The 14,216-nt window shown below is 67.8% G+C and carries 16 protein-coding genes; 11 read left to right on the forward strand and 5 right to left on the reverse strand.

Annotated features, from left to right (window positions below; translation table 11 throughout):
- Positions 1 to 119: 119 nt before the first annotated feature.
- Together gshA and ACFQNJ_RS05735 are read right to left on the reverse strand one after the other, a co-directional pair.
- The gene (gene gshA / locus ACFQNJ_RS05730) at positions 120 to 1,682 is read right to left on the reverse strand and encodes a glutamate--cysteine ligase (protein WP_382254802.1); all 1,563 of its coding nucleotides are present in this window, start codon (positions 1,680 to 1,682) and stop codon (positions 120 to 122) included.
- 44 nt (positions 1,683 to 1,726) lie between these two features.
- Positions 1,727 to 2,728 carry a tRNA dihydrouridine synthase gene (locus ACFQNJ_RS05735; protein WP_374640572.1) on the reverse strand — a complete coding sequence of 334 codons (1,002 nt, stop codon included), beginning with the start codon at positions 2,726 to 2,728 and terminating at the stop codon, positions 1,727 to 1,729.
- Positions 2,729 to 2,843: 115 nt separating this feature from the next.
- On the opposite strand from ACFQNJ_RS05735, the gene ACFQNJ_RS05740 reads away from it, so the two are divergent.
- From ACFQNJ_RS05740 to ACFQNJ_RS05780, 9 genes are all read left to right on the forward strand, one after another.
- A complete protein-coding gene (locus ACFQNJ_RS05740; protein WP_382254804.1) occupies positions 2,844 to 3,344 on the forward strand; it encodes a FecR family protein in 501 nt (166 codons plus the stop codon).
- 26 nt (positions 3,345 to 3,370) lie between these two features.
- Positions 3,371 to 3,964 carry an OmpA family protein gene (locus tag ACFQNJ_RS05745; protein ID WP_382254808.1) on the forward strand — a complete coding sequence of 198 codons (594 nt, stop codon included), beginning with the start codon at positions 3,371 to 3,373 and terminating at the stop codon, positions 3,962 to 3,964.
- Between the two features lie 15 nt (positions 3,965 to 3,979).
- Positions 3,980 to 4,462, forward strand: coding sequence for a HugZ family pyridoxamine 5'-phosphate oxidase (locus tag ACFQNJ_RS05750; RefSeq protein ID WP_382254811.1), 483 nt, complete (start codon positions 3,980 to 3,982; stop codon positions 4,460 to 4,462).
- The gene (locus ACFQNJ_RS05755) at positions 4,459 to 5,136 is read left to right on the forward strand and encodes an RluA family pseudouridine synthase (RefSeq protein ID WP_382254814.1); all 678 of its coding nucleotides are present in this window, start codon (positions 4,459 to 4,461) and stop codon (positions 5,134 to 5,136) included. Before ACFQNJ_RS05750 ends, ACFQNJ_RS05755 begins: the two co-directional genes overlap by 4 nt.
- A gap of 11 nt (positions 5,137 to 5,147) precedes the next feature.
- Positions 5,148 to 5,927, forward strand: coding sequence for an SDR family NAD(P)-dependent oxidoreductase (locus tag ACFQNJ_RS05760; protein ID WP_382254817.1), 780 nt, complete (start codon positions 5,148 to 5,150; stop codon positions 5,925 to 5,927).
- A 39-nt stretch (positions 5,928 to 5,966) separates the two neighbouring features.
- Positions 5,967 to 6,536, forward strand: coding sequence for a histidine phosphatase family protein (locus tag ACFQNJ_RS05765; protein WP_382254820.1), 570 nt, complete (start codon positions 5,967 to 5,969; stop codon positions 6,534 to 6,536).
- Between the two features lie 108 nt (positions 6,537 to 6,644).
- The gene (bktB, locus tag ACFQNJ_RS05770; protein ID WP_374640579.1) at positions 6,645 to 7,829 is read left to right on the forward strand and encodes a beta-ketothiolase BktB; all 1,185 of its coding nucleotides are present in this window, start codon (positions 6,645 to 6,647) and stop codon (positions 7,827 to 7,829) included.
- 4 nt (positions 7,830 to 7,833) lie between these two features.
- A complete protein-coding gene (locus ACFQNJ_RS05775; protein ID WP_382254823.1) occupies positions 7,834 to 9,204 on the forward strand; it encodes an AAA family ATPase in 1,371 nt (456 codons plus the stop codon).
- Between the two features lie 14 nt (positions 9,205 to 9,218).
- Positions 9,219 to 10,670 (forward strand): VWA domain-containing protein, encoded by a 1,452-nt coding sequence (locus tag ACFQNJ_RS05780; protein ID WP_382254825.1) that lies wholly within the window; start codon positions 9,219 to 9,221, stop codon positions 10,668 to 10,670.
- 13 nt (positions 10,671 to 10,683) lie between these two features.
- Here the strand turns inward: ACFQNJ_RS05780 and ACFQNJ_RS05785 are convergent, their stop codons facing one another.
- Positions 10,684 to 11,427: a 2OG-Fe dioxygenase family protein gene (locus tag ACFQNJ_RS05785; RefSeq protein ID WP_382254828.1), complete on the reverse strand. Its 744-nt coding sequence runs from the start codon at positions 11,425 to 11,427 to the stop codon at positions 10,684 to 10,686.
- A 146-nt stretch (positions 11,428 to 11,573) separates the two neighbouring features.
- Here ACFQNJ_RS05785 and ACFQNJ_RS05790 point away from each other — a divergent pair, with 146 nt between their 5' ends.
- Together ACFQNJ_RS05790 and ACFQNJ_RS05795 are read left to right on the forward strand one after the other, a co-directional pair.
- Positions 11,574 to 12,035, forward strand: a complete 462-nt coding sequence (locus ACFQNJ_RS05790) for a bacteriohemerythrin (RefSeq protein WP_382254830.1) — start codon at positions 11,574 to 11,576, stop codon at positions 12,033 to 12,035.
- Between the two features lie 94 nt (positions 12,036 to 12,129).
- On the forward strand, positions 12,130 to 12,975 hold the full coding sequence (locus tag ACFQNJ_RS05795) for a DUF2189 domain-containing protein (RefSeq protein ID WP_382254833.1): 846 nt from the start codon (positions 12,130 to 12,132) through the stop codon (positions 12,973 to 12,975).
- Here the strand turns inward: ACFQNJ_RS05795 and acuI are convergent, their stop codons facing one another.
- On the reverse strand, positions 12,976 to 13,974 hold the full coding sequence (gene acuI, locus ACFQNJ_RS05800) for an acrylyl-CoA reductase (NADPH) (RefSeq protein WP_382254836.1): 999 nt from the start codon (positions 13,972 to 13,974) through the stop codon (positions 12,976 to 12,978).
- The gene (locus tag ACFQNJ_RS05805) at positions 13,940 to 14,209 is read right to left on the reverse strand and encodes a hypothetical protein (RefSeq protein ID WP_382254838.1); all 270 of its coding nucleotides are present in this window, start codon (positions 14,207 to 14,209) and stop codon (positions 13,940 to 13,942) included. The genes acuI and ACFQNJ_RS05805 overlap by 35 nt, the downstream gene beginning before the upstream one ends.
- Positions 14,210 to 14,216 lie beyond the last annotated feature (7 nt).

Here is a 14,216-nt window from a genome sequence, read left to right on the forward strand (position 1 = left end):
GACAAGCCTGTGCATAAGTTCAGGGCATGTCTGTAGGGCGCGGATAAGTCCTTGTCGCGCAACAGACTTTGTTGGACTGCCTGTTCAACAGGCAGTGCGCAAGCCCACTGGATGCAGCCTCAGGCGGGCACAGCCTCAAGCGGTTTCCCCAACCGCGCCGCCGACACGTACTCCTGCCGGTAGATTTCGAAGGGCATGGTGTCGGCCGCCTCGATGCGCTGCTGCTCGGCCACCGAGGCTGCGCTCATGGCCTCGAAACGGGCCTGCTGGGCGGCACTCCACGGCAGCGCCAGCAGTTCGTCGCGGATGCGCTGCGACTGGGCACGGGCAAAGGCCACGAAGGAGTCGGCATGGTCGCGCCGGACGGCCGCCAGCACCCGGGCCGACGGCAGCGTGTCGGGCGCCTGCAGGCGCTCCCGCGCCTGTGCAATCACCCGTGCGTGGTGCTCGCTGTCCAGCAGCCCGTCCATGGCGACGGCCAGCGGCATGAGTTCATCCAGCAGTTCCAGCCCCCACCCGACCAGGGAGACCGGTTGCCCGCGACGGGAGAGGGTCAGCCCCGGCTCGCGACCACGCGCCGCGGTCAGGTGCTGGTTCTGGGCCAGTTCGCGGATTTCCTGCGGCGTGTCGGGCGGGCTGTCCGAGAGCAGGCAGTGCAGCAGGAACACATCCAGGAAACGCAGTGTGTCGGCGTCAATGCCGATGCGCTCAAAGGGGTTGAGGTCCATCAGACGGACCTCGATGTACTCGACACCCCGCTCGCGCAGGGCATGCAGGGGCCTCTCGCCCGGGAAAATGACGCGCTTGGGGCGGATGGTGCCGTAGAACTCGTTCTCGATCTGCAGCAGAGTCGTCGCCAGCTGGTTGTAGTCCCCACCCGGGTTGCGGATGCCCACGGCCTCATAGGCCGGCCAAGGCCGGGTCAAGGCATCGTGCAGCGACGCGGCATAGCCTTCCAGGCTGTTGTAGCTGACGGCCAGCGTGGACTGCGCATCGCTCTGGTAGCCCAGCCGCCCCATGCGCAACGAGGTGCCATGGGGCATGTGCAGAGACCCACCCTGCCCCAGGGGCTGCAGCTCGTGCTGGCGGCCTTCCACGAAGCTGGAGCACACGGCGGGCGAAGCGCCAAACAGGGTCAGCAGCAGGAACGCATGACGGCGGAAATTGCGGATCAGCGCGAAATAGCCTTCGTTGTCGACACCGGGCATCGACCAGTTGTAGTGGATACCGCTGATGGTCTGCATGCGCCGGCCATACCGGTGCCCCAGGCCCATGCGGTAGACGCTCTTGGCGCGGCCCACGTTGGACGAACCATAGCGACCCAGCGGAATCGTCTCGTCGGTGGGCAGCCCGCACGGCATGCTGGAGGCCCAGAGCATTTCCTCACCGGCCGCCCCACCCTGCGCCTGCATGGTGCGCAAAGTGAACTGATGAATATCGGTCAGCTCCGCCAGACAGGACTCGACGCTGCCGTGCACACCGGTGATCAGCTCCAGCTGGGACTCGCTGTAGTCGGTGGTGATGTGCGGGTGCGTCAGCGCGCTGCCCAGTCCCGCCGGGTGCGGCGTGAGCGCCAGTTTGCCGTCTGGTTGGGCGCGCAGGCTTTCTTTTTCAAGGCCACGCTTCATGCCGCGCAGGCGGTCGGCGCCCCATGAGAGCAGCCGTTGTGAGGGTTCGGTCATGATCGGTTCCAGGATGCCCGGAATTCTCCCCCGGGGGCCGGAAGTTAACACGGATGAGCGAAACCTGCTGCAGGCAAGGCGATCGGGTCCGTGCTGGCCGACACCGGCGCGTGAACCAGCAACCAGGCCTGGATGTGTCGCGGGTCATTGGACACGCGCAGCTCGTCGAAGGCCTGCTGGGCCTGCGGATAGTGCCGCCGCAGGTAGTTCAGCCATTGCTTCATGCGCCCGGCGCGGTGGCGCGACTCCACCCGCTGGCTGACCTGCTCCCAGAACAGGCTCAGCAGCGGCAGGATCTGCGACCACGGCACACCGCCTTCGCCCCGGATCGCCAGGGCGAGTCCCGGATCTGTCACCATGCCGCGCCCGATCATCAGGTCGTCGCAACCCGTGACTTCGCGGCAGCGATGGGCGTCCTCCGGGCGCCAGATCTCGCCATTGGCCACCACCGTCACTGTGCGACCGGCAGGCAGTGACTCCCGCACCTGGGCCACCCTTTCCCAGTAGGCCGGGGGTCGGTACCCATGCGCCTTGGTGCGCGCGTGGATCACCAGTTCCTGCGCACCCGCCTCGGCAATGGCGGTCGCACAATCCTCGGCCACCCGGTCATCGTGGTACCCCAGCCGCATCTTGGCCGACACCGGCACATCGGCGGGCACGGCGCGCCGCACCGCCGCCACGATGCGGCCCACCAGTTCGGGTTCGTCCAGCAACACGGCACCACCCCGGCTGCGGTTGACGGTCTTGGCCGGGCACCCGAAGTTCAGATCCACCCCGTGACCGCCCAGACTCGCCAGGCGGGCCGCGTTCTCGGCCATGCACACGGGATCGGACCCCAGCAGCTGAGCCCGCACGGGCACACCCGCCCGCGTGAAGCCGCCGCGATGCAGTTCGGGGACCACACGGTAGAACGCACGCTCGGGCAACAGGGTGTCGGTGATGCGGATGAACTCACTCACGCAACGGTCAATGCCGCCGGTGCGCGTCAGGACATCGCGCAGCGTCGCGTCCAGCAGACCTTCCATGGGCGCGAGCAGGATTCTCATGGGTATTGGAGGCAAAACCGGCGGATTTTACCGACCCAAACGCCGGGCCATGCTTGGCGGACCCATGCCCCCTCCAGTAACATCGCAGACACATATTCATACCAATGACTGACAAATGAAGCCTTCCTCCCTGATGACATCGCTGGGACGCGCCCTGGTCCCGATGGCCCTGGCCTTTGCGGCTGGCTCCCTGTGCGCACAGACCACGCCGACCTTGTCCGGCGACACGCTGATCAAGGCCGGCACCCTCAAACAGGTCACGGGCGAGGTGTGGATCCGCCGGGACACCGCCCCCCGGCAGGCCGCCGTTCCGGGGACCGCCCTGGTCCCCGCCGACCGACTGGAGACGGGGCCGAAGGGATCGGCCAGCGTCGTGATGCGCGATGGCACCACACTGACCCTGGGGCCGGACAGTGCCATGCGTCTGGACCAGTTCGCCTTTGATGCGACCACCCAGCAGGGCAACTTCCTGCTGGACCTGCTGCAAGGATCCGTCCGGGTGGTAACCGGCTTGCTGGCCAAAGTCAACCCCGACGTCTTCAAGGTGCGCACCCCCACCTCGGTCGTCGGCGTCAGGGGCACCGATTTCATCGTGGATGCCGAACCCGCCCGCTGACCATGCCAAAGACGACAATGTCCATGATGCTTGCCCTGCGCCCCGCCCTGATCCTCACCGGTTTGCTGACGCTGGGCGCCTGTGCGCCGGTCTCGCGCGTCATCCTGCTGCCCCAGGCGGATTCGCCCGCCAGCCAGGTGACGGTGACCACACCGAAGGCACAATTGCTGGTCGACCAACCCTATGGCGTCGCCGAGATCTCGCGCGATGGACGCCTGACGCCGGCCACCACCACCGCCGAGGACGTGGCCAAAACCTACCCGAACCTGCTGGCGCTCCAGCCGCAGCCACCCGAGCGTTTCACTTTGCAGTTCGAGCCTGGCACCTCACAGCTGACGGCCGAGTCCAAAGCCCTGCTGGCCACGGTGATCGAACGGGCCCGCACGCGTCCGGGGGGCGAACTGATCGTGACCGGACACACCAATCGCCAGGGGGCTGCCGATGCCAACGACCGTCTCTCGCTCGAACGGGCCAATGCCATCCGTGACCTGCTGATTGAAGGCGGCTTTCAGTCCGATTTGGTCGAGGCCGTCGGACGCGGTGAGCGGGAGCCGGTGGTCCCCACCGAGGACGATGTGGTCGAGCCACGCAACCGGCGCGCCGAGATTGTGGTGCGCTGAGCGGGGCGCCGCACCATGGGAGAGCATTCACTGACCCGCGCCTTGCGCCAACTGGTGGTCAGCCGCCGCACGGCGGCCTTGGGCACGGTCTCGGACGAAGGACACGCCTTTGTTTCGATGGTCCCGTATGCCATCGACAGGGACGCCGGAGAGCTCATCCTGCATGTCAGCGGACTGGCGGCGCACACCGGCTATCTGCAAGCCAGGCCGCGGGCCACACTGCTCGTGACCGATGCCGAGCGGGCCGATGAGCCCGTCCATGCCCTGCCGCGTGTGAGCCTTGAAGTGGAGGCCAGCTTCTGCACCCCAGGCAGCCAAGACGCGGACCGGGCCAGGCGGGTGTACCTCGAACGCTTCCCGGAGGCCGAGCCAATGACCGCCCTGGGCGACTTCCGGTTTGTCAGACTGACGGTGCTGGGCGCCCGTCAGGTGGCCGGTTTTGGTGCGGCACGCAGCCTGCCCGCCGATGAGGTCCGCCAGGCGCTGGGGGCCGGATGAGCATGGTGGTGCCCGGGGTACCCGTGCTGTATGCCGACGAAGCCATGCTGGTGCTGGACAAGCCAGCCGGGCTGCTCGCCGTCCCCGGACGCGGCCCGGACAAGCAGGACTGCCTGAGCGCACGGGTGCAGGCGGTGTGGTCCGACGCCCTGGTGGTCCACCGCCTGGACATGGCCACCTCGGGCATCGTGGTCATGGCCCGGGGCATCGAGGCCCAGCGACGGCTCAGCGGCGCCTTCGAGCGACGGATGACGCACAAGCGCTACCGGGCCGTGGTGGCTGGGCGGCTGGCCAATGCGCTGCCTGACAACGGCTGGAACACCATCGACCTGCCCCTGATGGTGGACTGGCTCAACCGGCCCCGCAGCATTGTGCAGCACGAGCACGGCAAGCCCAGCCTCACCCGCTGGCGGCTGGATATGGACCCTGGGTTTGACCTGTCTGTGGACTCGGATTTGAGCACCCGGGTAGAACTGGAACCCGTGACCGGTCGCTCGCACCAGTTGCGCGTGCATCTGCAGGCCATCGGCCACCCGATCGCGGGTGATCCGCTCTACGCGGACTCCGCTCAGCAGGCACTGGCCTCCCGACTGATGCTGCACGCTTGCACGCTGGAAATCCCTCACCCGGTCAGCGGCGAGCGCCTTCGCTTCGACAGCCCCTGCCCCTTCTGAACATCAAGGACATGAACGACGCCACCCGACATCTCTTCATCCTCACCGGCGCCTCGCGCGGGATGGGTCAGGCCATGGCCCGCCAACTGCTGGCCCCGAACCGACTGCTGCTGTGCATTTCGCGCAGCGCGGATGCGGACCTGGCGGCCCGCGCCAGTTCGGGCGGCGCCCTGCTGGAGCAGTGGCAACAGGACCTGGCCGACAGCATCGGGGCCGCCCAACGGCTGGGGCAATGGCTGGCCGGGCTGGACCGCTCGGGACTGGCCAGCGCTACCCTGATCAACAACGCCGGCGTGATCCCCCGCATCGGTCCGCTGGACCAGTGTCCGCCCAACGACCTGGCCAATGCTCTGCGGGTCGGACTGGAAGCGCCCATGCAGCTGACCGCCGCCTTCCTGCGCGAAACGGGCCGCTGGGTCGATGCCGGCTGGCGCGGTCAGCGCAAAGTGCTGAACATTTCCTCCGGCCTGGGTCGCCGTGCCATGGCTGCGCAGGCACCCTATTGCGCAGCCAAGGCCGGCATGGACCACTTCACGCGCTGCAGCGCCCTCGACGAGGCCGAGCGGCCGCACGGCGCACGGCTGGTGTCGCTGGCGCCCGGGGTCATTGACACCGACATGCAGGTGCAGCTCAGGGGCGGTGACCCGGCCGGCTTTCCGGATCGGGATCGCTTTGTGGAACTCCAGCGGCAGGGGCAGCTCTCAAGCCCGGAAGAGGCGGCTCAGCGCGTGCTGGCCTGGCTGGACCGGCCCGATTTCGGGCAGAACCCGGTGGCCGATGTGCGCGACTGATCCGCTGCCGGGTCGACCCAATCACACGTCACCGCACCCATGACCGACCACGAGACCACCATTGCCCGCCGGCGCCTGCTCGCCGCCTGTGCCTTGCTGCCTCTGGGCGCGCAGGCGGACGAACGGTTCTGGTCCCTCCTGCGGGAGGGCGGCTGCGTTGTGCTGATGCGCCACGCCCAGACCGTGGCGGGCGTGGGCGACCCGCCGGGTTTCAGGCTGGGCGACTGCCGCACCCAGCGCAATCTCAGCGACGAGGGGCGCGAACAGGCCCGGCGCGTGGGAGAAGCCTTCCGGCAACAGGGCATCGTGCTGTCCCAGGTGCGCAGCAGCGCCTGGTGCCGCTGCACCGACACCGCCGATCTGGCATTCGGGCGGCACCAGGTCTGGCCCGCCATCAACTCCTTTTTCAGGAACAACAGCGGCGAGGCGCAGACACGCGAGGTGCTGAAAGCGGTGCCATCGGTTCGATCGCCGGAGAACTGGATGCTGGTCACACACCAGGTCAACATCAGCGCACTGACCGGTGAGTTCCCTGCCATGGGTGAGCTGTTCGTGACCCGGCCCACCGGGGGTGACCGGCTGTCGGTGATGGCACGCCTGGTGGTCTGAGGTCGCCGTCCGGCGCCGGTTCGCGAACCGGACACGCCGCACCAGGGCCACCCATGGCTGGCGTTACCATGGAGGCAGTATCCGTTCACCCCATCCAAGGAGCCCGCCATGAGCCGTGAAGTTGTCGTCGTCAGTGCTGTCCGTACCGCCATCGGTACTTTCGGGGGCAGCCTCAAGGACATCCCCCCCACCGAACTGGGTGCCCTGGTCGTGCGCGAGGCGCTGGCCCGCGCCCACACCGAGGGCAAGGACGTCGGCCATGTGGTGTTCGGCCATGTGGTCAACACCGAACCCAAGGACATGTACCTCTCGCGCGTGGCGGCCATCAACGGCGGCTGCAGCGAGACCACGCCGGCCTTCAACGTCAACCGCCTCTGCGGGTCGGGCCTGCAGGCCATCGTCTCGGCCAGCCAGTCCATCCTGCTGGGCGACTGCGACGTGGCCATCGGCGGCGGTGCCGAGAACATGAGCCGCGCGCCCTTCGCCAGCCTGAACATGCGCTGGGGCGCCCGCATGGGCGACACCAAGATGGTGGACATGATGATCGGCGCCCTGCACGACCCGTTCCACAACATCCACATGGGTGTGACCGCCGAAAACGTGGCCGCCAAGTACGGCATCACCCGCGAGATGCAGGACGCCCTGGCGCTGGAAAGCCACAACCGCGCCGAGCGCGCCACGGCAGCCGGCTATTTCAAGGACCAGATTGTTCCCGTCATGCTCAAGAGCAAGAAGGGCGACGTGGCCTACGACACCGACGAGCATTTCCGCACCGGTGCCAAGCTGGAAGACTTTGCCAAGCTCAAGCCGGTGTTCGTCAAGGAGAACGGTACCGTGACCGCTGGCAATGCGTCGGGCATCAACGACGCGGCCGCCGCCGTGGTGCTGATGGACGCCAAGGCGGCCCAGGCCCGCGGCGCCAAGCCGCTGGCCCGCCTGGTCGGCTACGCCCACACCGGTCTGGACCCGAAGATCATGGGCGTGGGCCCGATCTCGGCCACCCAGGCCGTGCTCAAGAAGACCGGCCTGACCGCGGCCGATCTGGACGTGATCGAGGCCAACGAGGCCTTTGCCGCCCAGGCTTGCGCGGTCACCAAGGAACTGGGGTTGGACCCGGCCAAGGTCAACCCCAACGGATCGGGCATCTCGCTGGGACACCCGATTGGAGCCACTGGCGCGCTGATCACGGTCAAGGCACTGCACGAGCTTCAGCGAGTCAATGGCCGCTACGCCCTGGTCACGATGTGTATCGGCGGCGGACAGGGTATCGCAGCGATCTTCGAGCGAGTCTGAAACCATGCGCTGGACGGCCGCGATTGATGAACTCGAGCGTGGCCTGCTCCAGCGCGATGTAGCCGTCCGGGCGCTGCTGCTGGCGGCGCTGGCGGGCGAGCATGTGCTGCTGATCGGCCCACCGGGCACGGCGAAGAGCGAACTGGCCCGGCGACTGCAGCACCTGCTGCCCGGATCGCGGTACTTCGAGCGGCTGCTCACGCGCTTCTCGGTACCTGAAGAACTGTTTGGCCCGCTCTCGCTCAAGGCCCTGGAAGAGGACCGCTACGAGCGCCTGACCGAGGGCTACCTGCCGCAGGCCGAAGTGGCGTTTCTGGATGAGGTTTTCAAGGCCAACTCGTCCATCCTCAACACCCTGCTGGGCTTGCTGCACGAGCGGATGTTCGACAACGGCCACCAGCGGGTGCCCGTGCCGTTGGTGTGCCTGGTCGGTGCGAGCAATGAGGTGCCACAGGACGAGAGCCTGCAGGCCTTCTACGACCGGTTCCTGCTGCGGGTGCCGGTGCAGCCGGTGGATGATGCGCACTTTACCGCGCTGTTGCAAGTGAGGTTGCCACAGGACATCTCCACCGGGGCGCCTGGCGCCACCCTGGGTGCCGAGGAAAGAGCCGATCTGAAGGCCCGCGCCCTCGCGGTCCGCCTGGACGCCGAATCCCTGGCCCTGCTGGGCGCGGCCCGGGAACGCGCTGCCGGACTGGGCCAGACAGTCTCCGATCGGCGTTGGCGTCAGGTGGCCCACCTGCTGCAGGTCGAGGCGGCCAGCCGGGGCGACACGGCGGTGGATCTGTGGGACGCCTGGATCCTGCCGTTTGTCCTGGCGGCCCATCCCCGCGACGTGCCGGGCTGGACCGACTGGTTCCTGTCCACGGTGGCACAGGCCGATCCGCTGTCGATCGACGGTCTGGAACGGGCCACCCTGGCCTTCGAGCAGCAACTGGACATCGAGCAGAGGGCTCCCGCTGACGCCCAGGACGACAGCGCTGGCAAGCTGGCCCTGGCGCGTGCCATCGCCGGTCCGGTGCAGGACAGCGAGCTGGTGCGCATCGCCAGCGACCGGGCACGGCGCCGGTATGGTGCCTTGCACATCGACAGCCGGGTCCGGCAGGTGGACGAAGTGCTGGCACAGGCCCGTACCCTGGCCACCGATGTGCATGCGGTGGCCGAGCAGGTGCTGGATGACGCCCGAGGCCATCCCTGGCTGCCCCCTTCATGGCGCCAGCGGGTGGAGGCTGCGCAGGCGCACCGTTGTGCGCAGATTGATGGCGTGTGCGGGCGACTGCAGCAGGTCCGCCAGGGGTTTGCCGATCTGCCCCGTCTGGCGGACAGCACACCGTCAGGGGCACAGGTTCCCGCCCCGGTCACCTGGTCGGCATAAGCGTCACGCCCACCGTGGACCGCGCGCCCGATCGGCCCTGGCACCACCTGCAGGCGCTGCCGCGCGAACTCTGGCGCTGGTCGGTGGTCTGCAGCGCTGGCCGCACGGAGGCTCGGCTCAGCGGACTGATGGCCTGGTGCGAGGCCCTTCACGCGGGGCGACTTCCGCCACTGGCCGTGGATCTGGGGGACCCGACCGCCCTCGGCGTGTTTCGCCCTGTGATGACTGAACTGGCGCTGCCCGGACTCGTTCAGGGCAGGCCGGCCCTCGTGCAGCAGCTCCTGCAAAGCCTGCTCTGGCACCTGGACAGCCTGATCGACCGGCCTGAGGGAGATACCAGGGCCCAGGCGTTGGTGGACGCGGCCGACAGCTTCCGCGACCAGTGGGTACTGCAGCGTCAGGGATGGGAAGAAGCGCTGGCCCTGCTCCAGTCGCTGGGCGACGGCGCCCGCCTGCAATGGGATCAGCTCCAGGGACGTCTGAACAGCCGGGAGTGGTCCGAAGCCCGCCGGATCGGTGGGCTCCTGGACCAGATGCCGGCCCTGAGCGCCTTCATCGAGGCGGTGGGGCGCCGGCAGCTGCAAGCCCATGCACCGACCGCAGCGCAGAGGCGGGCACAGCCGGCGGACACCCACCCTGCCCTGCCGCTGCCCGGCGAAGACGACGATCGGCAACCCGAGCCCGCCTCGGTCGATGGCGTGCGCACCTCGCGCGTGATCGAGCGCATGACTGGCAGTGAAAGCCTGGCGATGACCCACCCGGTCCTTCGCCGCCTGTGGCGAGCCCGCTTCGTCGAGGCACGGCTGCTGACCTACGACGACCGCAGTCCAGCGCCGCGACCACGCCCCCAACCGGGCGCAGGCAGCGCAGCACACTCACCACCCGTTCCCGTTGGCCTTGGCCCTCTGCTGGTCTGCCTGGACACCTCGGGTTCCATGCGTGGGGCACCCGAGAACGTGGCCAAGGCCTGCGTGCTGCAAGCCCTGCGCAGCGCCAGTGCTGGTCAACGCGCCTGCCGCCTGCTGGCCTTCGGAGGGCCGGGAGAGTTGCTGGAGCGGGAACTGGGCACCGGCAGCAAGGGCCTGGACACTCTGCTGGACCTGATGGGCCAGTCCTTCGACGGTGGCACCGATGTCCAGACACCGATCGAACGGGCGATTGCCACCCTGTCCGAGGCCGGCTGGCACGATGCGGATCTGCTGATCGTCAGCGACGGGGAATTCGGCCTGACGCCGACCACCCTGGAGCAGTTGCGTCGCGCAAAGAGCGATCTTGGATTGCGCGTGCACGGCATCCTGATTGGTGACCGGGAAACCATCGGCCTGGTGGAAATCTGCGACGCGCTGCACTGGGTGCGCGATTGGCGCCGCTATGCGTCCGACGGCCCCCGCACCCCGGAGGGATTCTCGCCGGTCCACAGTCGCAGCCTGACAGCCATGTACTTTCCGAACGCCATCCGGCGCTGAGGGTCACCGGCGATCAATCACCCTGGAAGCCATCCCGGCGGTAGGTCAGCACCAGCGTGTCCCGCCAGCCCAGTTCGCCCGCCACCAGCGGCTGGATCGGCGTGGTCTCATGGATCACCCGCGCGTCGTCCAGCAGCAGCAATGACCAGGGCCGCAGCAGGGTGAAGCGCTGGCCCGCAGGTCCTTCGGCCTCGAAGACACGGCTCTCGCCACCCTTGATGGCATGGCGGCCGAGCATGAACACCGCCACCAGGTCGACACCATCCCGGTGCGCGCCCTCTGGTGTCGGGCGACCGATGCCATCCGTGGTGTCGATGCGGAAAGGGTGCGCCTCGACAAACCAGGGGCGTGCGCCGTGCAAGCTGGAGACGGCCTCCCCCAGGCGAACCAGGATGCGGTCCCAGACCGGCAGCGCCAGGGTCTGAGGCTGCATCGGCTCGAACCAGCGCTGCATCCCACCGTGCAGCGCGTTGTATTCCAGGGGCTGCCAGTGCGCCCGGTGGGGGGTCGATGCCACCCGATCGCCGTCGACCACGAAGCAGCTGTGACGCCGGCGGCGGTAGCGCCCGCCGTCTTTCAGATACGCATCGGGGGGAAGGTCTTCCCAGGCCTGGTGCAGGCTGGTCAGCTCAGGCTCGGTCGCTGGCAGCCATCGGCACACGTCGTCGGGGCTCAGCAAGGCATAACCTGACCGACGCAAGGTCGAGTCGCGCTGGTCGAGGGACACATACGGGGGATCGAAGGCGGGAGTGCTCATGGGCGTTCAGTGTAGCGACCGACCATCTGACCTCCGTCAAGGACTCCCCGCCAGCCCTCGACAACCCTCAGACTTTCTGCGCTGGATCAAGGTCGCAGGGTGTCCAGGGTGCCAAGCTGGTTTGAACGCGTCACAGGAGACCCGACATGGAGCCAATCGTCTGGACCGACAAGCTGTTGCTGGACTACGAGCCGATGGACACGGTCCATCGGGATTTCATCGCCGTGCTCGCGGCCGCACAGGCCGCCGATGACGCCAACCTGGAGAAGGCCTGGGTGGAGGTGATCGACCACACCCGCACCCACTTTGACAGGGAGGATGACTGGATGCGGCATTCGGGCTTTGCGTCGGCCGACAGCCACATCCTGCAGCACCGGGTGGTCCTCAATGTGCTGCGTGAAGGCCTGGCGCTGGCACGCAGCGGGCAGTATGGCGCGGTGCGGGAGATGGCCTCTGAGCTGGCTGCCTGGTTCGGCAAGCATGCGCAGACCCAGGACGCCGCCTTGGCGCTGCACATGCGGCGGCAGGCCGAGTACCCCGAGCGGCGACCCCGGCCAGGCGGCACAGAGCGTCCGCTAGCTCGCCACCGGGCATCCTCATCAGGGTAAATCCCGATCTGCGTGACTTCGGGCGCTTGAGGGAAATCATGGACGCCGCCGCGGTGCGAAAGGGCCTATATTGGTCGTACATCAGGAGACGACCATGGCCGATGCCATTCATGCCCACCACGAGACGGGTGACGACACCCGCCATGCATCCGGTGCCGACCACGACAGCGCTCAAGCGCGTGCCGCGTCCTCGGTGTTTTCGCTGGAGCTTCGCCCGCTGACCTGGTCCGACCCCATCCAGTGGTTGCGTCTGGGCTGGGCAGACTTCCAGCGCTGCCCCCGCATTGGCCTGTTTTACGGGCTCTGCTTCTTTGTCATGGGGCATGCCTTGCTGGCCGTCTTCCGCAGTTCACCCGAGTATGTTCTGGCACTCAGTGCAGGCTTCCTGCTGATGGGGCCGTTCCTCTGCCTGGGCCTGTACGACGCCAGCAAGGCCATGCAAACCCACTCTCACCGCCCGTCGCTGCGGGCATCGCTTCAGGCCTGGCGGCCCACCAAGGGCACCATGGCGATCTTCGCCGGCGTGCTGCTGATCCTGGAGATGCTCTGGGGACGCGCCGCGCTGGTGGTGTTTGCCGTCAGCTTCAACACCATGCCCGAGAAGGCCAACCTCCTGGCCATGCTGCTGGACCCGGAAAACCTGGGCTTTCTGATCACCTACACCGTGGTGGGCGGCATCTTCGCCACGCTCATCTTCGTCACCAGCGTGATCTCCATTCCGATGATCATGGACCGCCAGGTCGATGCCGTGTCGGCCGGGCTGACCAGCATCCGCGCGTGCCTGCAGAACCCGGGCGTGATGCTGCTGTGGGGCGCCCTGATCACCGGCATCATCCTGCTGGCCATGCTGCCGGTGTTTTTGGGCCTGTTCATCGCTGGCCCGGTGATCGGTCATGCCACCTGGCATGCCTACCGGCACATCGTGCCGGCCGACGCCTGATCAGGCGTTGACGTTCACCACCAGGCGTCCGCGCACCTGACCGGCCAGAATCCGGGGTGCGGCCTCCAGCGCTCCCGCCAGGTCGGTTTCGGTGGTCAGGGCCGCCAGTTTCTGGCGATCCAGATCCTTGGCCAGTTGCGTCCACGCCGCTTCCCGACGAGCCGGCGGCGCCATCACGCTGTCGATGCCATACAGCGTGACACCACGCAGGATGAATGGCGCGACCGAGGCGGGCAGATCCATGCCCTGAGCCAGGCCACAGGCGGCCACCGCCCCGCCGTAACGGGTGCTGGCACAGGCATTGGCCAGGGTGTGGCTGCCCACCGAGTCCACCACCCCGATCCAGCGCTCCTTCTGCAGCGGCTTGCCGGCGGCCGACAGGCTGGCCCGGTCGATCACGTCGGCCGCTCCCAGACCCCGCAGGTAGTCGGCTTCGGCCATCCGGCCCGTCGAGGCCACCACGGTGTGACCCTGCGCGGCCAGCAAGGCGATGGCCACGCTGCCCACACCGCCGCCAGCGCCCGTCACCAGGACCTCGCCGCTGCCCGGTGCCACGCCCGCCTCGGCCCAGTGCTTGTGCAGAGCCATCACGCACAGCATCGCCGTGTAGCCGGCGGTACCGGTGGCCATGGCCTCGCGCGGTGACATCCCGTCTGGCAGGGGCACCAGCCAGTCGCCCTTGACCCGCGCGACCTGCGCCAGCCCGCCCCAATGGGTCTCGCCGACGCCGAAGCCGTTGAGGATCACACGATCCCCAGCCTTCCAGCGCGGATGACCGCTCTCGGTCACGGTGCCGGCAAAGTCGATGCCCGGCACCATCGGAAAACTGCGCACCACGGGCGACTTGCCGGTGATGGCCAGGCCATCCTTGTAGTTGATGGTGGACCAGTCAACCCGCACCGTCACGTCGCCCGCCGGCAGGCAAGCCTCGTCCACATCGGTCAGGGTGCAGGTGTATCCGGTGTCATCGCTCTTGTTGATCAGAAGGGCCTTGAACATGCTTGTCTCCGGTGGGCGGCGCGGTTTCGCGCCAGAGACGGGCCAGCAGCCACCAGCCCGCCAGGGTGTTGATGAGGGCAAAGAGCACGAGCGCGGCCCGCAGCGGACCCTGCGGCTGAAGCACATGGAGCGCCGCCGTCATGGAGGAAGACAGCAACTGCAGGCCAATGATCAGCCAGAACAGGGGGTGCCGCGGCTGCCACAGCCGGCGCAGGGAGGACAGTTGGAATGCCATGCCCGAT

Origin of the sequence: Hydrogenophaga bisanensis (assembly GCF_042665135.1) — a bacterium.
GTDB lineage: Bacteria > Pseudomonadota > Gammaproteobacteria > Burkholderiales > Burkholderiaceae_C > Hydrogenophaga > Hydrogenophaga bisanensis.